The sequence below is a fragment of the Pseudodesulfovibrio profundus genome (genome assembly GCF_900217235.1).
GTDB classification, from domain to species: Bacteria; Desulfobacterota; Desulfovibrionia; order Desulfovibrionales; family Desulfovibrionaceae; genus Pseudodesulfovibrio; species Pseudodesulfovibrio profundus.
Genome location: NZ_LT907975.1, coordinates 4140845 through 4161293, shown reverse-complemented (window position 1 = coordinate 4161293; position 20449 = coordinate 4140845). Strand labels below are relative to the sequence as shown.

Sequence of the window (20449 nt, the reverse complement as noted above, 5' to 3'; positions counted from 1 at the left end):
CTTAATGGCCAATCCCGCTAGGGCTTATCTCGCCACACAGGTCGAAACGACCACGCAAGGGGAACTCTTGATCATGCTTTACGAAGCCGCGATCAAGTTTCTCAAGCGTGCAAAGGTTGAAATCGACAATAAGGATTACGCCAAGAAGGGAGTGTACATCTCCAAGGCCATGGCGATTATTCATGAGCTTTCGGAGAGTTTGAACAAGGAGAAGGGAGGAGAGATCACCCCCAAGCTGGGTTCTCTTTATCAGTTCTGCACGTCCCATCTCATCAAGGCGAATATTCGGATGAACAAAAAGATGATTGATGACGTTATCAAGATTCTGGAAGGCATCTGTTCGGCCTATGCCGAGATTGTCCCGGTCATGGACGGCAAGGCCGCTCCGGGTGACTCACGCACCATCTCGACTCAATCAACTCCGCCAGCCCCGGTCATGCAGGCGACTCCACCGGCCAATTCACCGCAAGAACCAGCATCACCGAATCAAAACATGGCACCTGCAGCGGATCCGGCAACCAAGCAACAACCGGCTGCGCCGAAGCCTGTAACTCCGGCAGCCCCACCCAAGCTCAGAACGGCTGTCAATGCTGCCAAGTTCAGAGCAGCCAACGCCTACAGCAACAACAATGGCTAAAAAAAACCGGCCCGACTAGATCGGGTCGGTTTTTCTTCATCCAGCTATCCTCTGGGAAAGCGACACCACAATACACCGTAACGTTAAACAGTTGAGGTGTTTACAAGAGACACGCCTTGTGTCACCTTTCCTTTCATGTCCGAACCTTCATTTCGAGTTCTCCATGTCGTCAACAGCCTTGGCATTGGCGGCACTCAGAAAGTGATGCAACAATTCGTCACCAACCTGAATCAGGAACGGTTCAAACCGTTTGTTTTCAGCTTCAGGGATGGTGAACGAGGCAAACAACTTCGAGAACAGAACATTCTTACCTATATCGGAAGCGACCTGCTTTCCGTTCTGCTTAAACTTCAGCCACACATCGTTCATGTTCACCGAGCAGGATGGCCCGACCCCAACCTACTCAAGCCGATGAAGTTGGCGCAGACTCCAATAGTTGTGGAAACCAATGTCTTTGGCAGACATGACCCCAGCCCTTCAGCCAGCATCATTGACGCTACGCTGTTTGTTTCCCACTTCTGCCTCGATCGATACAGCCAGCTAGTCGGCTTCAAAGCCACTGCCCCCCGCTACCGAGCCTTATACAATCCCGTCGATGTTGACCGACTCATGGCGAACACCCCCGAAGAAAAGGATTATGCACGCCCCATCGTAGGCCGTATATCCAGGGTTGATCCAGGAAAATGGTCACGGCTCGGTCTTGAGTTTCTCCCTTTCATTGTCCGCGATTTCCCTGATTTCCGTTACCATGTCATCGGTGGAATCCCGGAAGCACATGCCTATGTCAAAGAACATAATTTGCAAGATAACGTCATTTTTCTCCCGCCCGTGTCACACGATGAGGAATTAGCGTCCTTTATGGGCGAACTGTCTCTCCTGGCCCACGCAAATGATACAGGGGAATCATTCGGCTTGGTCATTGCAGAGGCAATGGCTTGTGCCTTGCCGGTGATAACGCACCCGTGTGAAGGGCTTAAAGACAACGCGCAACTGGAACTTGTTGACCACGGAGAAACAGGCCTTATCGCAAAGACGGCTGAAGAGTATGCCAACGCAATCAAATACCTGCTTAACAATCCGGATGAAGCGCAGCGAATGGGATTGAACGGTCAACAAAAAGCCAGACGCCTTTATCGTACACAAAATATTGTCAGCGACCTCGAATCGATATACGACGAACTCCTGAAACAAAAAGGAATACGCACATGAATACAGCTTTGATATCACGATACACCGATGCGGTTCTCTCTTTCGAGTTCAAAAATCCGACTCCGCCCTACCATGTGGAGACACTCAACAATGATGATATCGAAACCTTCGTCAAGCGTACGCTGAAGTTTCTCACCAAAAGTGGAGCTGATAACCTGGTACTCTTTGGGCTGGGCAACGGCACGACTGCAGCAGCCCTTGCATCAGCCTTACCCACAGACAAAACACTCATTGTTTGTGAAACGAACACCACCAACATTCGTACTTTTCTGGAAAACAATTCCGATTGGACCAACGAATCCGGCAAAGCGATGGTGCTTGCCGACACGTCATCATGGGCACAGTTCTACTTATTGAACATGGCCGGTGCATCTTCGGAAAACACCCATACGGTTCTCAATCCCGAGTTGCCAGTCAGCGAGAAAGAACAACTCCGCTCACTCCAAAAGCTCTTTGTCAGCGCCCGCTCACATCAGGCCATAAACAGTGCGTACTTGAGCCACGTTGCAGTTCAGGCTCCAGATCTGAGTGTAGGGGTGATTCTCGACCCCTCTGAACCGGATCTCGATACTTTTTTTGCGCAGTTCCCCGATTGGATAAAAGAGGTCGTCGTTGTGTGGGACAGTGAAACAGTGCCCGAGGCAGACTACCACTGCGCGGCTCCCATCAAGAATATAGCCAGTCCACTGACTGATTTTTCTAGCCAGCGAAACAAGATGGTGAAAGAATGTTCCGGTGAATGGATTCTTTACCTGGATGGGGACGAGCTTTTCAGCGAAGACACATGGTCTCTCTTCACCGCGCTCCTTCTCATCAAACGACTAGAAGCATGCTATTTCCCCAGAATGACTTTTTACCCGGATGAGAACAACTGCAAGGTCGGATTCGGCTTATGGCCAGACCTCCAGTTGCGCCTTTTCCGCAACAGGGAGTCCGTCCGTTTCGAGAACCCCATCCATGAAAAACTCACTGGAGTGGAAGGCAGAGTTGCCTTGGCTCTCGATGCACCCATCCTGCACTACAGCAGGCTGCGCAAAACACCGGAAACCCTGACGGCAAAGCTCAAGCGCTTTGACACCGTCGGAAACAAACATGTTCAACACCTTCTCAATGAAGACTATCCAAACCTGAACCGCTCGGCATTTTCTGAAGCATCGTTTATTGCCGGAGCACTGCAAGTCATGCTTCTTGAAGAAAACCCGGCCTAGCGTCGTGCAACCATTTGCAGTCAGCTTGATTTGTCAGTACAAAAGAGATAGGACCGACCTTCATTGAATTAAACGTCTTTCGAGGAATGACGATGGAAATACTCTGCCCAGAATGCCAGTTCAGCCGCGAGGTTGACGAATCTAAAATACCCGCAAAATCTCAGGTAGCTACTTGTCCGAAGTGCAAAACGAAATTTCGTTTTCGCGAACTCCCTGAAGAAGAGAACTTCGAGATACACGAGGAAGAACAGGAAAAAGACATTCAACCGCCCAGCGTTGAAGAAGTCGTTCCAACCCAATCCGCGGTACCTGAACAGGAAGAAATTCAAGAGCAACCTGTAGAAGCATCACCTTCTGAGACTAATGAATCAGAAGAAGCAAAACAGGAAGAATCTGCTTTTCCCAATCTGCCCAGCGATTCTCCAAATCGCAATGAAGCACTGTGGGACAAGCTCGGCCGCATGACTCCCCCAGCAGGTGGTCAGAAAACGGTACGTGAAGAACGCGCAGAAGCTGAGACACAGCCATCCAACCAGGCAAGTGAAAGGGAAACACAGCCTCAACAAAATGAGCCTGATCCAATCCCTGGCTGGAACGGTGAGTTCAGCGAGGACTTCCCGGACCCGATGCACGATGATGCAGAGGACGAAAACCGCGGAAGCAGTCCATTGGTACCGCCTCCTTTCGAGCAACTCGACAGGTACGGATTCTTTCACGGGCTGTATATGACGGTTAAGCTGATCATCACATCCCCTCGCCTCTTTTTCTCGGTGATGCCAGTTGGCGGAGGCCTTTCTAAACCGCTGACTTTCACCATTCTCCTGACCATGATTCAGGGGTTTGTTCAGTATTTTTGGGGTTTGGTTGGACTGTCTGCTTCGGCTCAGCCCGGCAATGATCCTATTGGAGGAGTCTCCAGCGCTCTTGCGCCGATACTCATGCTCCTTTTCATGCCTGCACTGATAGCAGCAGGACAGTTCGTCATTACCGGGATTTACCATCTTCTGCTCATTTTGATGCGAGCAGACAACCAAGGTTTTGAAGGAACATTCCGTGCCCTTGCATATGCCAACGCGCCAATCATATTAGGCATTTTCCCTATGCCCATAGCGGAAATCGAAGTCGTATGGATGGCCGTTGCCGCAATCTGGGGCCTGTTCCTGACCATTACCGGCCTGAAGCATATTCATAAAACTTCATTTGCCAAGGTAATACCAGTCGCTCTCATTCCGCTCCTGCTTGGAATGATTGCAGCACTCGCCATCTTCCAGGGAGGAATGGCGACGGTTTAGCGAGGATGTATTATGGGATGGATAAAAGACAAGATCGAAGGATTCAAAGCACAGCGCAAACTGGCTAAACAGATCCAGCCGAAGAACTTCAAACGGCTGGCTCAAGAGATACGCGATCTTGCCGTCCTTGCATCCCACTTGAACCCGCAAGGGAAAGACATCAGAAAATTGATTCGCAATGTTATGACCGAAATGGACAGACTTTCGGAGTTGGCTGATCGGCCGGAATTCCGAAAGCTGTCCACCGGCAAAAAGATACTGCTGAGGCAGGGATTGCAGGAATCACGCGAACAGTTGTTGGACTCCATTGAGTCAGCCCCCAGCCCCACACAGACGATTCAATAATTCTCGGCACACATATTGCTCATTCAGTGGCACTGCTATCGTTTTCGTCAGCCTCTTGGCGTGTGTTAACGATCCGAAACAACTTTCAGCCGGTGAATGTCATGAAAAAAGCAATATTATTCATACTGTTATTATCCTTGGGCGCTTGTGGCTACATTGATCCATCTCTGACGGATCAGACAGTCGTATACACCGATGCCCCTGTCAGGAAATCGTCATTACAGGTTTCCGTTCATCCCAAGAATAAGCAGTACCGTCCACTGACGGCCTACTTCCAACCATTTCTCATACAGCAGGAAAACAGCGACCATCGCCACTTGGCCGACGCATTTGCACAAATCTTTCATAATGTCTGGACAGAGGAGCGCCTCTTTCCAGTGCAGGAATTCCAACCCGGCACCCCATACCGTGGTCTGCGCTCTGCCTTGGAGCATGCCCAACGTAGAGGAGCCGACCTGCTCATCTTTGGCATGGTTCCCTATTTTTATGCCGGACACACCCTGGATGACACGGCAATAACCATCCAGATGAATATTTATTCGGTTCAGGACGGCACCCTGCTTTGGACCATGATGCAGTCTGCCCGCATCGAAAGCCGTCTGCCGGACGACTACTTTTATGTCCGCCATGAATTCAGAATGAATGACTCACCCTTCAATTTAATCATTCGTGATATTGCCAAAGACATGAGTATCCCCCTGAAAAGCTGGCTCCCCTCCCCGGATACAACCTACCGCTTTGCCAACAGCACGGAAGAAGTAAAGGCCTCGTTGACTGCGGAGGTCCCCATCACTGCCACGGATTTGGCAACATCCCCCGACGCTGAATCTTCAATGAAAGAAATGGACCTCGGCAATGACAAGGAAGACCAAGAGAAAACCAATCGCCCCGAAATCAACGGTGTGAATCTCAACATTGAATTCGACTTCGATAAGGCTGTCATTAAAAAAGCATCCTATCCGACACTTGATGCGTTTGGTGAAGCCATGAATTCCCCAGAACTCAAGGGACGCCGGATAATTATTGCCGGCCACACCGATGCCAAAGGCTCAGCTGCGTACAATTTGGAGTTGTCGAAAAAACGGGCTGAATCTGTGAAGCAGTATCTGATCAAGAACTGGAATCTCGAATCAAGTCAGGTTGATGTTGTCGGTTATGGTCAAAGCCGACCTATCGCCATCGGAAGCGACAAGGACGCCATGCAAAAGAACCGACGGGTCGAAATACGGCTTGCTGAGTAAATAAGAACTTGACCCAATTGAGAACAGTTACTACACAGTTGAAACAAACTGAAAGGGAAGGGGCTTGTCTGCCCCTTTTTTCGTCTTTTACACTCACCCTTTTATGTGATACCTCAGACCTTCACTTTATAAGAGAGGTTAACACCCAATGATAGGTATTTCTAAACTCTACTGCGGCGCCGTCGAACCCTCGGATGCGCTGCGTTACAATCGCGAATCCGGCCAACTGCCTTCTCATCTCCTGCAGTTCGCCAAAGACAAAAAACCGGTCGTAGTCTGGAACATGACCCAGCGCTGCAACCTGAAATGTGTGCATTGCTATGCGCACGCTGTCGATCCAAGCGCCCATAAAGACCCCATTTCCCACGAAAAGGCTAAAGAGATCATCGATGACCTCGCGCAGTTCGGCGCACCGGTCATGCTCTTTTCCGGCGGCGAACCGCTGGTTCGTGAAGATCTGGTTGACCTGGCAAAGTACGCCACCTCCAAAGGTATGCGTGCCGTCATCTCCACCAACGGAACTCTGATCACCAAGTCCAAAGCCCGTGAGCTCAAGGAAGTCGGCCTTTCCTATGTCGGCATCTCCCTTGATGGTGCAGAAGAAGTCCACGACAAGTTCCGCGGAGTGAAAGGCTCCTACAAGCAGGCGCTCAAGGGCGTTGAGAACTGTATGGCCGAAGGCCTCAAAGTCGGTCTTCGCTTCACCATCAACAAGCGTAACGCTGTCGAGGTTCCCCACCTCTTCGATCTGATCGAAGACATGGATATTCCCCGCATCTGTTTCTACCATCTGGTATACTCCGGACGCGGCTCCGACCTCATGAAGGAAGATCTCAATCACCAGGAAACCCGCGAAGTGGTCGACCTGATCATGGATCGCACCAGAGCGTTGTTCGACAAGGGCCTTCCCAAGGAAGTCCTGACTGTCGACAACCACGCTGATGGTCCTCACGTCTACCACCGCCTGCTCAAGGAAGACCCTGAGCGCGCCAAGGAAGTGCTTGAACTCCTCAAGATGAACGAAGGCAACTCCTCCGGTCGTGGTATTGGCTGTATTTCCTGGGACGGTCAGGTTCATGCCGACCAGTTCATGCGCCACATCACCTTCGGTAACGTTCTGGAACGTCCGTTCTCCGAAATCTGGACTGACAAGGAAAACGAACTGCTCATGAAGCTCAAGGACAAGCGTCCCCATGTGAAAGGCCGTTGTGCCACATGTCGTTTCCTGAACGTCTGTGGTGGTAACTTCCGCGCCCGCGCCGAAGCCTACTACGACGACTTCTGGGCTCAGGACCCTGCCTGCTATCTCACAGACGAAGAGATCAGCGGCGAGCCTCTGTAAAGATTGAAACAGAAATACCGGGGGAACCTCATCTGAGGTTTCCCCGGATTTTCTGATCTGGCAAATAGCCTGTACGCCGCCTGCCGCGACGAGGAGACTCGGAGTCACAGGCGGTTTTGACGTTTGCACGCCTGAGATAAAAGCTGCACCTGCTTGGCGAGACCGATAAAAACAAGTAGAGAGTGGCTGAAATAACTCTGCACGGAGATACAAAATGATTCCCAACGATTTTTACCGAGGCCGCAGACTTCGTTCCAGTCTGACCATGCGGGAACTGGTTCGCGAGAATCAGGTCTCGGCAAGCGACCTGATTATGCCCTACTTCGTTGTTGAAACCGACGATGAAGACTTCAAGAAAGAGATCAGCTCCATGCCGGGGCAATATCAGCTCTCCCTCAAGCAGCTTGAAAAGCGTGTGGAAGAAGCTGTAAACAACGGGCTGAAGTCATGTATCCTGTTTGGCATTCCAGCCGAAAAGGACGATGTCGGCTCTCAGGCGTATGACGATTCCGGAATCGTGCAAAAAGCCATCCGCCTCTTGAAGGATCGCTGGCCGAACCTGATTGTTTGCGCTGATACCTGCCTTTGCGAATATACCTCCCATGGACATTGCGGCATTGTGAAGAACGAATATGTTCAGAACGACCCAACCCTCAATCTGCTTGCTCGGGCTGCCGTTGCCCAGGCTCGCGCCGGAGCTGACATTGTCGCCCCTTCCGACATGATGGACGGGCGCGTGGCCGCCATCCGCGATGCGCTTGATGAAGAAGGGTTCACCAACACGCCGATCATGTCCTATGCGGTAAAGTATGCTTCTGCTTTTTATGGCCCATTTCGCGAGGCTGCGGAGTCCACTCCCCAGTTCGGCGATCGCAAGACATACCAGATGGACCCGCCCAATTCCCGCGAAGCAATGCGCGAAGCAGTTGCTGACCTGGAAGAGGGAGCTGACATCCTCATGGTCAAGCCGGGCATGCCCTACCTCGACATTATCCGGCAGGTCCGCGACAATTTCGACACACCGGTCGCCGCCTATCAGGTCAGTGGCGAATATTCCATGATCAAGGCCGCGGCACTCAACGGCTGGGTTGATGAAGAAGCTGTGGTCATGGAATCGCTGATAGCCTTCAAACGGGCTGGAGCCGACCTCATTCTGACGTATTTCACTGAAGATGTTTTGAAAGTCCTCAACAAATAGAGATATATTATGAGCGAACACAACGGACACCCCGGTGGTATGGGTGGATGTCCTCCAGAAGGTCATCCCGGAGCCAACCCTGATCACTCCAAAGGCGGACACCCGGGCGGGCATCCGCACGGCAAATCCCACCCTGGAGCAGAACACGCACCCAAGCGCTTCCTTGACGATGGCGTCACCCCGATTTGTCGTCTTATTGCATGGGAAGTAACCCGCTCCTGCAACCTCGCCTGCAAGCACTGCCGGGCCGAGGCGCACCCGGAGCCTTACGAAGGAGAACTGTCGACCGATGAAGCCAAGGCGCTCATCGACACGTTCCCCGACGTAGGTTCCCCCATCATCATTTTCACTGGTGGCGAACCCATGATGCGCCCCGACGTGTATGAGCTTATTGCATACGCCAAAGCCAAAGGGCTGCGCTGTGTCATGGCTCCCAACGGCACGCTCATCACTCCTGAGACCGCCCAGAAGATGAAGGATGCAGGGATTGAACGCTGCTCCATCTCTATCGACGCTCCCGAAGCCAATCAGCACGACACGTTCCGTGGTGAGATCGGCGCGTTCGATGCTTCCATGCGTGGCATTCAACACCTCAAGGATGTCGGAATAGAATTCCAGATCAATACGACTGTCACCAAGAACAACCTCCACCTGTTCAAGGACATCTTCAACCTCTGTGAAGATATCGGTGCAGCCGCCTGGCACATATTCCTTCTGGTCCCAACCGGCCGAGCCGTCGAACTGGGAACTGAAGTCATCACCGCTGAAGAATACGAAGACGTACTCAACTGGTTTTATGACTTCCGAAAAACCACGGACATGCAGCTTAAAGCAACCTGCGCTCCGCACTATCACCGCATCCTCCGCCAGCGCGCCAAGGAAGAAGGCACGCCTGTCAACTTTGAGAACTTCGGCCTCGACGCTGTCAGCCGTGGTTGCCTTGGCGGTATCGGCTTCTGCTTCATCTCGCACCGTGGACAGGTGCAGCCTTGCGGCTACCTCGAACTGGATTGTGGCAATGTTCGTGAGATCCCCTTCCCGGATATCTGGAAGGAGTCACAGCAGTTTCTCAACCTGCGTAATCCCGACGTATATGACGGGAAATGCGGTCACTGCGAATATGAAAAGGTATGCGGCGGCTGTCGTGCAAGAGCGCAAACAATGAAGGGGCACTACCTCAAGGAAGAACCTCTTTGTTCGTACACGCCCAAGAAACAACCCAAAAAGTAAATAGCATTCGCCGCGGAGAAGAGGGGGTACACCTCCTCTTCTCCACGCTTAACAATACCGGGCAATCATTCCGCTTCAGGAAAGCCCCGCAAGCCGCTGGAGTCAGTTCCGATGGACAACTACGACAAGCAGATTCTCGATATAATCCAATCACACTTCCCTATTGCGTCGCGTCCTTATGAAGAAGTCGGTAAACAGGTCGGTTTATCCGAATCCGAAGTACTTGAACGTGTCCGCGATCTCAAGAAGTCCGGTGTCATCCGTCGCATGGGAGCGAACTTCACTTCCAAGACACTTGGCTGGCAGTCCACTCTGTGTGCGGCATCATGCCCCGAGGACAAGATGGAAGAGTTCGTTGCCGAGGTGAACAAACACGACGGCGTAACGCATAACTATCTGCGTGAAAACGAATTCAACATCTGGTTCGCACTCATCGCACCGGATATGGATGCCGTGGAATCGATCCTTGATTCCATCACCGCTAAAACAGGAATCAAGATTCTTAACCTTCCTGCAGAAAAATTGTTCAAGATCAAAGTCGATTTCAAGATGAACAAGTAAAAGATTGGGAGCAAGGTATGGAACGGTTCATAAAATCACTGATGCTGGGATCAGCCGCAGGAATCATCGGTGGTATCCCCATGGCCTTCCAGAATCTGAACTGGCAGACGCTCATCGCCGCCTTTCTTCATTGGCTGGTACTGGGCATACTGGTCACTCATACCAAACTGCCAACCTACAACTGGCTCTCCGGGGCCATCATCGGCGGGTTAACTTCACTCCCCCTGATGGTACTGGTTTCAGTGCAAGCTCCTTCAGCATGGGCATACATACTCGTCATATCAGTGGTACTCGGTTGTTTGATCGGCTTGATCCGCAACAAAATAGTTTTTGAGAAATAAAAAAACGCCCTCAGTAGAAATACTGAGGGCGTTTCACTATTTTGCCCGATATGGCAACGGCTCTTCTGGAGCATGTTTTCGTAACAAAAGATCATAACGACTCGGGGCACCATCTTCCGACGACCGCAATTCCCCTATGGCCTCCCGCACCTTTTCCAACAGTTCATCGTCCGTCTGTTTATTGAACGCAACGTAAAGATACAGGTGTTGCAGGACATGCACCATCTCATACGCACCAGAAGGCATGCCCATCTCGCGAATCAACACCGGGGCTGCAATATCAGCCTGAGTAATCAAATCGACTCGTCCAGCTTTAAGCATCCTGAACTGCAGTTCATCTGAAGCAACCTGCGTCAAGTTCTCCTTCAGCACACCGTACTCACTTTCGAGAATATCAACCGGCCCACTGCTCCGTATGACGCCAATACGATATTTGCGAACATCATCCTTGTCAGAAATGGAGACACTCGAGTGCTTCATGGCAACCAACCCGACATTCATTTCGGCAACAGGGCCAACCCATTTGAAGCGGTCTTCCCGTTGCTCTGTCCGCGCCATGCAGAAGATCATTGTGCGAGGTGTGTATTCTACATCCTCGATAGCCCGGGCCCAACTGATGGACGCAATATCGCTATCCTGATCAAGAGGGATACCAGCCATTTCCATGGCTTCAACAACAACATCGACGACGGCTCCACGAGCAAGTCCAGCATCATTGAGATAAATCAAAGGTGGAATTTCACCGACATATGCCTTGAACTCACCCGCTCGAGCGGTCCCATTCACAAGCGCACATTGGAAAAGAAAAAATACCATCAGGTATCTACAAATATGAGTAACCATCCCCACCACTCAATATTATAAACTGTATTGATCAAAAGTCGCTGAACCTTATTGATATGCAGATTTATTGCAAGCCCGTTATCTTGCGGCTGTAATGTACGTTTCCACCTTGCGTACCGCGACGGTCTCCGTTACACAAATCCAAGCAATCAAATCACAGCAGTGGAGCTCTATCATGATTCTTTCCCCCTCCATGCTTTCGTCCGATTTCGCCAATATGGAAAACGAACTGAAAGCACTAGAGAAAGCAGGCCTTGAATGGGTCCATCTTGACATTATGGATGGCGTTTTCGTACCGAACATCACCTTTGGTCCGCCAATCATCAAGGCGATGCGCCAAAAGTCGAACCTCTTTTTCGACTGTCACCTCATGATCAAGGATCCGGGACGATACATCACGGACTTCGCCAATGCCGGCGCCGACCTCATCTGCGTTCACGCCGAGGCGTGCGACCACCTGGAGCGTGTCTGCTCCCAGATCGCCGAAACAGGGAAAAAACCGGCTGTGGCTCTCAATCCGCACACGCCGCTTGAGACCATCAAGTACCTGCTCCCGCAACTTCACATGGTTCTGATCATGTCGGTCAACCCGGGCTTCGGGGGCCAGAAGTTCATTCCCTTCTGTCTCGACAAGGTCAAGGAACTCAAGAAAATGATTGTTGATGCCGGTGCTGACACACTCATCCAGATCGATGGCGGCGTGACTGCAGAAAACGCCGGGGAACTGACCGCTGCAGGCGTTGATGTTCTCGTTTCCGGCTCTGCCTTCTTCGGCTACCCGCCATACGCAGAGCGCCTCAAAACGTTTCAGGAAGCCTGCAAATAATTCATACAGCTCAAGTGTAAGGGGGATCACTCCCCCTTCTCCCAAGGGAACCATGGCCGTCATCAGCCTTCGCGACATATCCATCAACTTCACCGGCACCGTTCTGCTCAATGGGGTCTCCATGCAAATTGAGCCAGGCGAGCGCGTTTGCCTGCTCGGCAGAAACGGTGAGGGAAAATCGACACTGCTGTCCATCATCGATGGCTCCCTTGCGCCGGACACCGGCAGCGTCGATTATGCCAAGGGAGCAAAAATAGCCATGCTCCCCCAAGAGATTCCACAGGACCTGGAAGGGTCTGTGTATGACGTTGCCGCACAAGGGCTTGGAAAAGTCGGTGAACACCTCTCCGCATATCACGATGCTGTTCGTGCGCTCAGTACGGTCCAAGACAATCAGGCCGAATTGGTAGCGCGCATGGAGCGTTCGCAGCATGTGCTGGAGGAAGCCGGCGGATGGCCACATCATCAAACCATTGAGACCGTGCTGTCCCATCTGAAACTGGATGGCGACGAGGCATTCGGCTCTCTTTCCGGGGGAACCAAGCGTCGAGCATTGTTGGCGCGTGCCCTTGTAACGCACCCTGATCTACTCATTCTGGACGAACCCACCAACCATCTGGATGTCGAGTCCATTGAGTGGCTTGAAGACTTTTTGCTTCGCCAGAATACGGCCCTTCTTTTCGTGACTCACGATCGTGCCTTTTTACAGAAGATTGCCACGCGCATTGTGGAACTGGACCGCGGCCGTTTATTCAACTGGGAATGCAACTATACTACCTATCTTGAACGCAAAGAAGCCGACCTGGAAGCTGAAGCCAAACAGAACCACAATTTCGACAAAAAGCTGGCCGAAGAAGAGACATGGATTCGTCAGGGCATCAAAGCCCGCAGAACACGAAACATGGGGCGTGTTCGCGACTTGAGAAAAATGCGTGAAGAACGCAGGCAGCGCCGTGAGCGTACCGGTCAGGTCAAGATGGTGATCCAGGAAGCCGACCGGACAGGAAAAATGGTGGTTGAAGCCCAGAACATCTGTTTCGGATATTCGGACACGATGCTCATCAGCGACTTTTCGACCACAATCATGCGCGGGGATAAAATAGGGTTGATCGGTCCTAACGGGATCGGCAAAACCACCCTCCTGAATATCCTGCTGGGAGAAGCCGACCCCCAGTCCGGTACCATCAGGCATGGCGTCAATCTTCAGATCAACTATTTTGATCAATTACGCGAGCAGCTTGATGAGACCAAAAGCGCTCGTCACAATGTCGCGGACGGCAATGACTTTGTTGAAATAAATGGTCATCGACGCCATGTCATGAGCCATCTCAAAAATTTCCTCTTCACTCCAGACAGAGCCACTGTTCCCGTGTCGGTCCTTTCCGGTGGCGAGCGCAACAGACTGCTCCTTGCTCGTCTTTTCACCAGACCATCCAATGTGCTGGTGATGGATGAACCGACCAACGACCTTGATGCCGAAACACTGGACCTGTTGGAAGAATTGCTCATGGATTACCCCGGCACCCTGCTGCTGGTCAGCCATGACAGAGCCTTCCTCAACAACGTCGTCACATCCACGATCGCCTTTGAAGGGAATGGTCATGTGGCCGAGTATGTTGGCGGCTATGACGACTGGGTCAGACAACGCCCTGACACCACACCTGAGCCAGTAAAAGCGTGCAAGCCAAAGCCTGAGAAGAAACCGGCTAAGCCCGCATCAAAGAAACTGAGCTTCAAGGAAAAATATGAGCTCGAAAAAAAGCGCGAACAACTCAATACCCTCCCCAAGCTCATAGAAAGCCTGGAAGAAGAGTTGGAACAGTTGCAGACAAAAATGTCCGCGCCCGATTATTTCAAACACAGTGGCGATGAAATGGCCGCTGATCAGCGTCGTTTGGAAGAGGTAGAAACGGAGCTAGAAACAGCTTACGAAACCTGGGAAGAACTTGAAGCCGCCCTTGAAGGCGTAGATCTGGATTAATCACATGTCTGACATTACCATCCGCATGGTCGAGCCCGACGACCTTACTGCCTGCCACACTGTAGAATGTCTGTCTTTTCCGCCCTCTGAAGCGGCATGGACCTCCTCGCTGCGCAATCGCATCAACGACTACCCTGAAGGGTTTTTCGTAGCAGAGTGCGACGGTAAGATTGTCGCACAGGTGAACAGTGGTTCCACCAATAAAGACGACATCACGGACGAGGAATTCAAGCAACTCATCGGACACGATCCCGATGGGCACAACATTGTCATCTTTTCGCTGTCAGTGCATCCGGAGTACCGTAAGCGCGGTATTGCATACAAATTGATGGAACGTTTCATCGAACAATCCAGAGAGCTGGGCAAGTCTCAGATTTTACTGCTTTGCAAGAAAGAGCTTATCGACTTCTACGGCCGTCTGGGCTTCAAGGATTCCGGGGTCTCCGAGTCCAACCACGGTGGAGCCGAATGGCATGAAATGGCTCTCCCACTTCAAATTTCATAAGGTGTAGCGCACAAATAAGGCCCGCCAGAGATTCTCTCTGACGGGCCTTTTTTTATTGGTTAGCTTAGTTAAGCCAATCGTCGTCGTCTTCGATAGGTGCAAATCCACGACGCATGGTGTTTTCACAGACCAGTCGAGGATCAAGGAACTGCAAGAGGTAATCGGGGCCACCACTCTTGGAACCAACGCCTGACATTTTGAACCCACCGAAAGCGTGCCGCTCGACCAAGGCACCAACAGACGGTTTGTTGAGATACAGGTTGCCAACTCTGAACTCTTTGTAAGCACGTTCAAGATTGGCCGGACTGCGAGAATATATAGCTCCGGTCAAAGCGAAACGGGTGGAATTGGCAATGTCGAGAGCCTCATCCATATCCTTGGCACGCATGACTGAAAGGACTGGGCCAAAGACCTCTTCCTGAGCAATGCGGTGTTCTTTGGTAATCCCTTCAACAATGGTCATCGGGACATAACATCCGCCTGTAGCCTTCAAGTCGTCGGAGACCTCACGCTTGACCAGCACAGTTCCCTCTTCCTCGGCTATCTTGACGTAGCGCAACACGTTTTCCTGTGCAGCCCTGTCAGCCACCGGCCCCATGTAGTTTGCCGGATTCTCGGAAGGACCAAGCTTGACGGATTCGGCCGCTTCGGTCAGTCGCTTGATGAAACGATCGTAAATCGAATCAAGCACAATCACCCTTGAACAGGCGGAACACTTCTGCCCCTGGAATCCGAATGCGGAGTACAAAACACCGATGACAGCTTCGTCGAGATCGGCATCGTCATCAATGATGATGGCGTTTTTGCCGCCCATCTCTGCAATCACCTTTTTGCATTGCTGTTGCCCGGGCTGCACAACTGCTGCCCGCTCCTGAATACGCAATCCGACTTCCATGGAGCCGGTAAAGGCAATGATGGAAACATCCGGATGATCAACGAGGTGATCGCCCATCACAGAGCCACGTCCGGGGCAGTAGTTGAAAACGCCATCCGGCAGTCCGGCGGCCTTCCACATATCAACCAGGCCGTTACCGACAACAGAAGAGATTCCCGAAGGCTTATACACCACGGGACAACCGGCGACGATGGCGGCAGAAACCATTCCAACGGAAATCGCCAGCGGGAAATTCCACGGCGCTATAACTGCCGCCACACCTTTACCCTGATAGAAAAGATGACTCATTTCACCGGGGGCGTTGCCCATCCGACGCGGATCGCCAAGGCGGATCATCTCGCGTGCGTAGTATTCGAGAAAGTCAATGGCTTCGGCAACATCAGCCTGGGCTTGATCCCACTGTTTGCCGACTTCGAGAATCTGAACAGCGCACAGGTCATAGATGTTATCCTTGAGATACTGAGCCGCTTTGAGCAGGACCTCGGCTCGCTCCTTGGGCGGCACATCTCGCCAGGACAGATATGCTTCCGAAGCGACTTCAACAGCCTGATCGACTTCGGATATGCCAGCCTGACAGACCGAACCAATGACCTCATTGGGGTTCGCCGGGTTGTAGGAATCGAGTGTGTCAGAAGTTTCCACTTCTTTTCCGTTGATGAACAGAGGCACCTTGCGCCCGATATTGGATCGAAAACGTTCAATGGCGGCGGGGTATGCGTCGCGCTCTTCCGGTATGGTAAAATCAGCAAATGGATGGTTGGAGAACTTTCCGATCCCCTCAGCCTTCAACTTGGGAGCTGGCTTGTTTTCCAACTGACGGCGCAGCGTGTCTTCCGGATTTTCCAGCAAGCGATCCATATCCGCTTCATCTGCGAAGGTCTGCTTGAGGAACGACTCGTTGGCTGTATTCTCCAACAGGCGGCGGACAAGATATGCCATGCCGGGCAGCAGGTCGCCGTACGGGCAGTATAGGCGAACCCGCTTGGCCACATTCTTGAGACCTTTACGAACCGGTTCGGCCATGCCGTACAGAACCTGGAACTCATATCTATCTTCAGGCACGCCAAGCTCGGTAGCAATTTCCATTACCGAAGAGATTGAGCGAATATTGTGCGATGCGCAGGCATAGTGGCAAATATCACTGTTTTCCAAAATGGTTTTGGATGCCCGTTCAAATGCCATATCTGATTCGGGCTTATTGACCCAGACTGGTATCGGCCAGCCGTTCTGCTTGGCAATGACGGTCTCGAAATCCCAATACGCGCCTTTGACAAGTCGAATCGAGACCGGAAGTTCCTTCTCCCGTGCCCAGTCGATCAGATCACGGACATCCTCATCCACACTTCTCAAATATGCCTGATAAACTATACCAAGGTGTGGGTAGTCTGCATACTTGGTGCGCAGGCGCTTGTAGAGTTCGACAGTGGCTTCCTTGTACTTAAGAGACTCCATATCAATACACATGAAACCGCCCATCTCCATGACCTTGCGGTAGATAGGCTCGATCCGTTCCATCATACCCTGCGCCGTGCCATCAACATCAACGGGCTTGGACTGTGAGTAGAATGCGGAAGGTTTGACCGCGACATTAACCATGGGAGCATGCCCCCAGTCCATGTCGCCGGAAGAAGCGCCAACCGGCTTCCACTTGCCAACCTCCTTGTGGATGGCATCGAGGACCTCCAGATACCCATCGACATAAGCCTGGGACTCAACCTCAGAAACTGTGGCCTCTCCCAAGAGATCGAGTACGAAAGTAAAACCATCCTTACGGAGCTTCTTGATACCCTTGACCGCTTCCTTCGAGGTCTGGCCGATGATGAACTGTCGCGCCATTGTCTCTATATTGGAGCGAATGGTCTTGTTCAGGACTTTGGCAACAAGTCCGCCACCGATCTTCGTTTTTGTTGCGCCCCATTTGAGCACGTCAGGAATATTGGAATCGTCACCGGAAAAATATTCTTCGATATGCCGTGATAACGATTCAGAGGTATTCAGGTAAGGCAGCACGTCAACGAATCTGAACATCTGCACCTTGAAGTCTTCATTCTTCATGGCCCAGTCCATAACCTTCCCAGTCCACCATCCCTTGTTGAATACTGAAGGAGATTCACCGGAAATGGACGCAAAAAACTCCCTGCCCCGAGCAATAATCTTCGGGTCCAGGGAGTGTATTTCAGTAGACATTGACAGCTCCTTGATGTTTTTAGTCAGATGATGAAGGAAGCGGGATTATGCGAGACTCTTTCACCGTAGTAAGAACTATGGTCGAGTTGGTGTCGCGAACCGCAGCAATGGTCCCGAACTTGGCGAGCGTTGCCTGAAGTGATTCGGTATCCTCCACGCGCACTTTGACCAGATATGAATCCCGTCCGGCGGTGTAGTGAACTTCCAAGACTTCAGGTAGTTCGGCCAGCTTTTCGCCCACCTCGGTCGCACCAACCCCCTCTTCCACTCGAATGGAGGTGAAAGCCGTCAGACCACGCCCAAGCTTTTTGTGGTCGACAATACATTCATACCCCTTGATAATGCCGCTTCTGCGCAATTTGCGAACCCGCTCCAGCACCGCAGAAGGCGCTTTTCCTACCTTACGGGCTATTTCGGCATTAGAAACCTTGCCGTCCGCCTGAAGAATATTCAGTATCTCCAAGTCTAAATCGTCAATCTTTCTGTTATTCATAACAATAAGGAATAATGTTCTACAGATTTTTTGTCAACTGTTACGTATGCACCCCTTTTTACTTAAAAGCTTCCTCTTACCATTGCCACAGCCACCAGAAATCATTACTATTCCATATTGATCAAACCCAATGGCGCCAAGAGATCTTTCATAATGACAAAGAATAAATTTGACGACCACGGTCACCGAGCCACAGTACAGGCGCACCATACTTCCATGGAACTTCGATTGACATTCCATGGAAATTTTGACGCTGCCGGGACGGCTTCCGTGTGGGATTCTGCCATTGATCCTGTAAAGAACACACATACTACGGAAGTCATTGTTGACTGTTCAGACGTCAGAGCGATGGATGGATCAGGTATCGCCCTGCTTCTCAAAATAAGAGAAGAAACAGCCCGTGCTGGCGGCAAGATGCAGCTCGTCAACCTGGACGATCAATACAAACAACTCATAGATTTAACATGGGATTGCGACATCCCTGATTGGGCGCCAAAAGCAGATGAACGGCGGAGCTTCACAGAGTCCGTGGGCATGGCTACCAGCGGTGTCCTGATCAGAATGCGGGAAATGGTTTCCTTCATCGGTGAGTCTTTGACCATGATCGTTCATGCAGTGTTCCACCCTCGGCAGGTCCGCTGGAAAGATGTTCTCATGGCCTGTGTCAACGTCGGCGTCGATTCGATTTTCATCATTACGCTCATCGGCTTCCTGATGGGACTCATCATGTCATTCCAGTCAGCCGTTACACTGGAGCGATTCGGTGGCGAGATATTCATTCCCAACATGTTGGGGCTGGTCATGTTCAGGGAAATGGGCCCCCTTGTTACCGCCATCCTGCTTGCAGCTCGATCCGGTTCGGCTTTTGCCGCAGAAATCGGAACAATGAAGATCAACGAAGAACTGGACGCATTGTCGACCATGGGTCTTTCTCCCATGCGCTTCATGGTCCTTCCCAAATTGCTGGCATCCCTCGCCATGGTCCCCCTCATGACCATATTTTTCAATATGGCGAGCCTGATCGGTGGTGCTGTGGTCATGCTTTCCCTGGGATTCCCACTGGTCACCTACACTAGCCGAGTGTTCTCTTATCTGGACTACGTGGACTTCTGGGGCGGGATGCTCAAAGCTGTCATTTTCTCGATAATCGTTGCCGGAGTTGGCTGTTTACGTGGCCTGCAAACACAAAGTGGCGCCAGTGCTGTCGGCCTCTCCACCACGAGTGCCGTTGTAACAGGAATCATCTTCCTTGCCTTTGCAGACGGTATCTTCGCCATGGTCTTTTATGTGCTGGGATGGTAAAAAATGGATACCATGAGCGCCCCTATCATCTCCGTAAAGAACCTGACCTGCGGGTATGGTGATACTATTGTAATAGACGATGTATCATTTGATGTTGCACGTGGCGAAGTCTTCATTATTTTAGGCGGATCAGGTTGCGGGAAGTCGACCCTCCTCAAAAACATGATCGGCCTGCGAACTCCCATGCAAGGGAGCGTTGAATATGATGGGATGGATCTGTTTTCTGCCGATGAGGAAAGACGAGCGCAGATCATTCGCAAGTTTGGGGTGATGTATCAAATGGGTGCTCTGTTCGGCTCCATGTCACTGCTGCAAAACGTGATGCTGCCACTAGAAGAATTTACCGATCTCCCCCCCGAAGCCATTGCGATGACAGCCAAGTCAAAACTGGCAATGGTCAACTTGGAAAACGCTTTATACAAGATGCCTGCCGCCTTGTCGGGAGGGATGAAGAAACGAGCAGCCATAGCCCGAGCAATGGCTTTGGACCCTGAAATATTATTTCTGGACGAACCAGGAGCCGGCCTGGACCCGATCTCCTCCGCGGAACTGGATGAACTCATCCTCAAGCTTTCAAAATCCCTTGGAATAACGTTCGTTATAGTCACGCACGAGCTTGAATCCATTTATAAAACAGCCGACCGCGTGATTATGCTCGACAAGTCCGTAAAATCAATTGTTGCCGAAGGCGATCCCAAAGTTTTACGAGACACATCAGAGGATGTCCTCGTGAAGCGCTTCTTCCACCGCATGCCTTCACTTGGCAAATCGGACATCACAGACAAATGTCCAATGCCCGAATAGGATACCATA

Annotated in this window: 20 protein-coding genes; 16 read left to right on the top strand and 4 right to left on the bottom strand. The window is 51.4% G+C overall.

Annotated features, from left to right (window positions below):
* The first annotated feature begins 4 nt into the window (after nt 1–4).
* Complete coding sequence (gene fliS / locus DPRO_RS19580; RefSeq protein WP_097013600.1) at nt 5–637, top strand: flagellar export chaperone FliS; 633 nt, start codon at nt 5–7, stop codon at nt 635–637.
* A gap of 147 nt (nt 638–784) precedes the next feature.
* Here the strand turns inward: fliS and DPRO_RS20680 are convergent, their stop codons facing one another.
* Entirely contained in the window at nt 785–1006 is a 222-nt protein-coding gene (locus tag DPRO_RS20680; RefSeq protein ID WP_322788580.1) for a hypothetical protein, read from the bottom strand.
* Between the two features lie 69 nt (nt 1007–1075).
* Between DPRO_RS20680 and DPRO_RS19575 the strand changes: the two genes are divergently transcribed.
* From DPRO_RS19575 to DPRO_RS19530, 10 genes are all read left to right on the top strand, one after another.
* Complete coding sequence (locus DPRO_RS19575; RefSeq protein WP_322788579.1) at nt 1076–1846, top strand: glycosyltransferase family 4 protein; 771 nt, start codon at nt 1076–1078, stop codon at nt 1844–1846.
* Nucleotides 1843–3054, top strand: coding sequence for a glycosyltransferase family protein (locus tag DPRO_RS19570; RefSeq protein WP_097013598.1), 1212 nt, complete (start codon nt 1843–1845; stop codon nt 3052–3054). Before DPRO_RS19575 ends, DPRO_RS19570 begins: the two co-directional genes overlap by 4 nt.
* A 92-nt stretch (nt 3055–3146) precedes the next feature.
* Complete coding sequence (locus tag DPRO_RS19565; protein WP_162291202.1) at nt 3147–4346, top strand: YIP1 family protein; 1200 nt, start codon at nt 3147–3149, stop codon at nt 4344–4346.
* 12 nt (nt 4347–4358) lie between these two features.
* Nucleotides 4359–4691 (top strand): hypothetical protein, encoded by a 333-nt coding sequence (locus tag DPRO_RS19560; RefSeq protein ID WP_097013596.1) that lies wholly within the window; start codon nt 4359–4361, stop codon nt 4689–4691.
* Nucleotides 4692–4792: 101 nt separating this feature from the next.
* A complete protein-coding gene (locus tag DPRO_RS19555) occupies nt 4793–5932 on the top strand; it encodes an OmpA family protein (RefSeq protein WP_097013595.1) in 1140 nt (379 codons plus the stop codon).
* 148 nt (nt 5933–6080) lie between these two features.
* Nucleotides 6081–7274, top strand: a complete 1194-nt coding sequence (gene ahbC / locus DPRO_RS19550) for a 12,18-didecarboxysiroheme deacetylase (protein ID WP_097013594.1) — start codon at nt 6081–6083, stop codon at nt 7272–7274.
* A gap of 214 nt (nt 7275–7488) precedes the next feature.
* Nucleotides 7489–8472: a porphobilinogen synthase gene (hemB, locus tag DPRO_RS19545; RefSeq protein ID WP_097013593.1), complete on the top strand. Its 984-nt coding sequence runs from the start codon at nt 7489–7491 to the stop codon at nt 8470–8472.
* A 9-nt stretch (nt 8473–8481) separates the two neighbouring features.
* A complete protein-coding gene (gene ahbD / locus DPRO_RS19540; protein ID WP_097013592.1) occupies nt 8482–9702 on the top strand; it encodes a heme b synthase in 1221 nt (406 codons plus the stop codon).
* Nucleotides 9703–9813: 111 nt separating this feature from the next.
* Nucleotides 9814–10263: a siroheme decarboxylase subunit alpha gene (gene ahbA / locus DPRO_RS19535; RefSeq protein WP_097013591.1), complete on the top strand. Its 450-nt coding sequence runs from the start codon at nt 9814–9816 to the stop codon at nt 10261–10263.
* Nucleotides 10264–10280: 17 nt separating this feature from the next.
* Entirely contained in the window at nt 10281–10604 is a 324-nt protein-coding gene (locus DPRO_RS19530) for a hypothetical protein (RefSeq protein ID WP_097013590.1), read from the top strand.
* Nucleotides 10605–10640: 36 nt separating this feature from the next.
* Here DPRO_RS19530 and DPRO_RS19525 read toward each other — a convergent pair whose 3' ends face one another.
* Nucleotides 10641–11420 carry a substrate-binding periplasmic protein gene (locus tag DPRO_RS19525; protein WP_157917566.1) on the bottom strand — a complete coding sequence of 260 codons (780 nt, stop codon included), beginning with the start codon at nt 11418–11420 and terminating at the stop codon, nt 10641–10643.
* A 202-nt stretch (nt 11421–11622) separates the two neighbouring features.
* On the opposite strand from DPRO_RS19525, the gene rpe reads away from it, so the two are divergent.
* The 3 genes from rpe to DPRO_RS19510 are packed head-to-tail and all read left to right on the top strand — an operon-like array spanning nt 11623 to nt 14759.
* Nucleotides 11623–12273 carry a ribulose-phosphate 3-epimerase gene (rpe, locus tag DPRO_RS19520; protein WP_097013588.1) on the top strand — a complete coding sequence of 217 codons (651 nt, stop codon included), beginning with the start codon at nt 11623–11625 and terminating at the stop codon, nt 12271–12273.
* 52 nt (nt 12274–12325) lie between these two features.
* The gene (locus DPRO_RS19515) at nt 12326–14254 is read left to right on the top strand and encodes an ATP-binding cassette domain-containing protein (RefSeq protein WP_097013587.1); all 1929 of its coding nucleotides are present in this window, start codon (nt 12326–12328) and stop codon (nt 14252–14254) included.
* 4 nt (nt 14255–14258) lie between these two features.
* Nucleotides 14259–14759 (top strand): GNAT family N-acetyltransferase, encoded by a 501-nt coding sequence (locus DPRO_RS19510; RefSeq protein ID WP_097013586.1) that lies wholly within the window; start codon nt 14259–14261, stop codon nt 14757–14759.
* Between the two features lie 64 nt (nt 14760–14823).
* Here DPRO_RS19510 and DPRO_RS19505 read toward each other — a convergent pair whose 3' ends face one another.
* Both DPRO_RS19505 and DPRO_RS19500 read right to left on the bottom strand, forming a co-directional pair.
* Nucleotides 14824–17841 carry a proline dehydrogenase family protein gene (locus tag DPRO_RS19505; RefSeq protein ID WP_097013585.1) on the bottom strand — a complete coding sequence of 1006 codons (3018 nt, stop codon included), beginning with the start codon at nt 17839–17841 and terminating at the stop codon, nt 14824–14826.
* A gap of 19 nt (nt 17842–17860) precedes the next feature.
* On the bottom strand, nt 17861–18334 hold the full coding sequence (locus DPRO_RS19500) for an Lrp/AsnC family transcriptional regulator (RefSeq protein ID WP_097013584.1): 474 nt from the start codon (nt 18332–18334) through the stop codon (nt 17861–17863).
* 153 nt (nt 18335–18487) lie between these two features.
* Between DPRO_RS19500 and DPRO_RS19495 the strand changes: the two genes are divergently transcribed.
* A complete protein-coding gene (locus DPRO_RS19495; RefSeq protein ID WP_097013583.1) occupies nt 18488–19636 on the top strand; it encodes an ABC transporter permease in 1149 nt (382 codons plus the stop codon).
* A 3-nt stretch (nt 19637–19639) separates the two neighbouring features.
* Nucleotides 19640–20440 (top strand): ABC transporter ATP-binding protein, encoded by an 801-nt coding sequence (locus tag DPRO_RS19490; protein WP_097013582.1) that lies wholly within the window; start codon nt 19640–19642, stop codon nt 20438–20440.
* Nucleotides 20441–20449: the final 9 nt, after the last annotated feature.

Bases quoted from the DNA above. Each gene is read 5' to 3' on its own strand.
- fliS (WP_097013600.1), top strand. From the start codon at position 5: ATGGCCAATCCCGCTAGGGCTTATCTCGCCACACAGGTCGAAACGACC.
- DPRO_RS20680 (WP_322788580.1), bottom strand. From the start codon at position 1,006: ATGAACGATGTGTGGCTGAAGTTTAAGCAGAACGGAAAGCAGGTCGCT.
- DPRO_RS19570 (WP_097013598.1), top strand. From the start codon at position 1,843: ATGAATACAGCTTTGATATCACGATACACCGATGCGGTTCTCTCTTTC.
- DPRO_RS19565 (WP_162291202.1), top strand. From the start codon at position 3,147: ATGGAAATACTCTGCCCAGAATGCCAGTTCAGCCGCGAGGTTGACGAA.
- DPRO_RS19560 (WP_097013596.1), top strand. From the start codon at position 4,359: ATGGGATGGATAAAAGACAAGATCGAAGGATTCAAAGCACAGCGCAAA.
- DPRO_RS19555 (WP_097013595.1), top strand. From the start codon at position 4,793: ATGAAAAAAGCAATATTATTCATACTGTTATTATCCTTGGGCGCTTGT.
- ahbC (WP_097013594.1), top strand. From the start codon at position 6,081: ATGATAGGTATTTCTAAACTCTACTGCGGCGCCGTCGAACCCTCGGAT.
- hemB (WP_097013593.1), top strand. From the start codon at position 7,489: ATGATTCCCAACGATTTTTACCGAGGCCGCAGACTTCGTTCCAGTCTG.
- ahbD (WP_097013592.1), top strand. From the start codon at position 8,482: ATGAGCGAACACAACGGACACCCCGGTGGTATGGGTGGATGTCCTCCA.
- ahbA (WP_097013591.1), top strand. From the start codon at position 9,814: ATGGACAACTACGACAAGCAGATTCTCGATATAATCCAATCACACTTC.
- DPRO_RS19530 (WP_097013590.1), top strand. From the start codon at position 10,281: ATGGAACGGTTCATAAAATCACTGATGCTGGGATCAGCCGCAGGAATC.
- DPRO_RS19525 (WP_157917566.1), bottom strand. From the start codon at position 11,420: ATGGTATTTTTTCTTTTCCAATGTGCGCTTGTGAATGGGACCGCTCGA.
- rpe (WP_097013588.1), top strand. From the start codon at position 11,623: ATGATTCTTTCCCCCTCCATGCTTTCGTCCGATTTCGCCAATATGGAA.
- DPRO_RS19515 (WP_097013587.1), top strand. From the start codon at position 12,326: ATGGCCGTCATCAGCCTTCGCGACATATCCATCAACTTCACCGGCACC.
- DPRO_RS19510 (WP_097013586.1), top strand. From the start codon at position 14,259: ATGTCTGACATTACCATCCGCATGGTCGAGCCCGACGACCTTACTGCC.
- DPRO_RS19505 (WP_097013585.1), bottom strand. From the start codon at position 17,841: ATGTCTACTGAAATACACTCCCTGGACCCGAAGATTATTGCTCGGGGC.
- DPRO_RS19500 (WP_097013584.1), bottom strand. From the start codon at position 18,334: ATGAATAACAGAAAGATTGACGATTTAGACTTGGAGATACTGAATATT.
- DPRO_RS19495 (WP_097013583.1), top strand. From the start codon at position 18,488: ATGACAAAGAATAAATTTGACGACCACGGTCACCGAGCCACAGTACAG.
- DPRO_RS19490 (WP_097013582.1), top strand. From the start codon at position 19,640: ATGGATACCATGAGCGCCCCTATCATCTCCGTAAAGAACCTGACCTGC.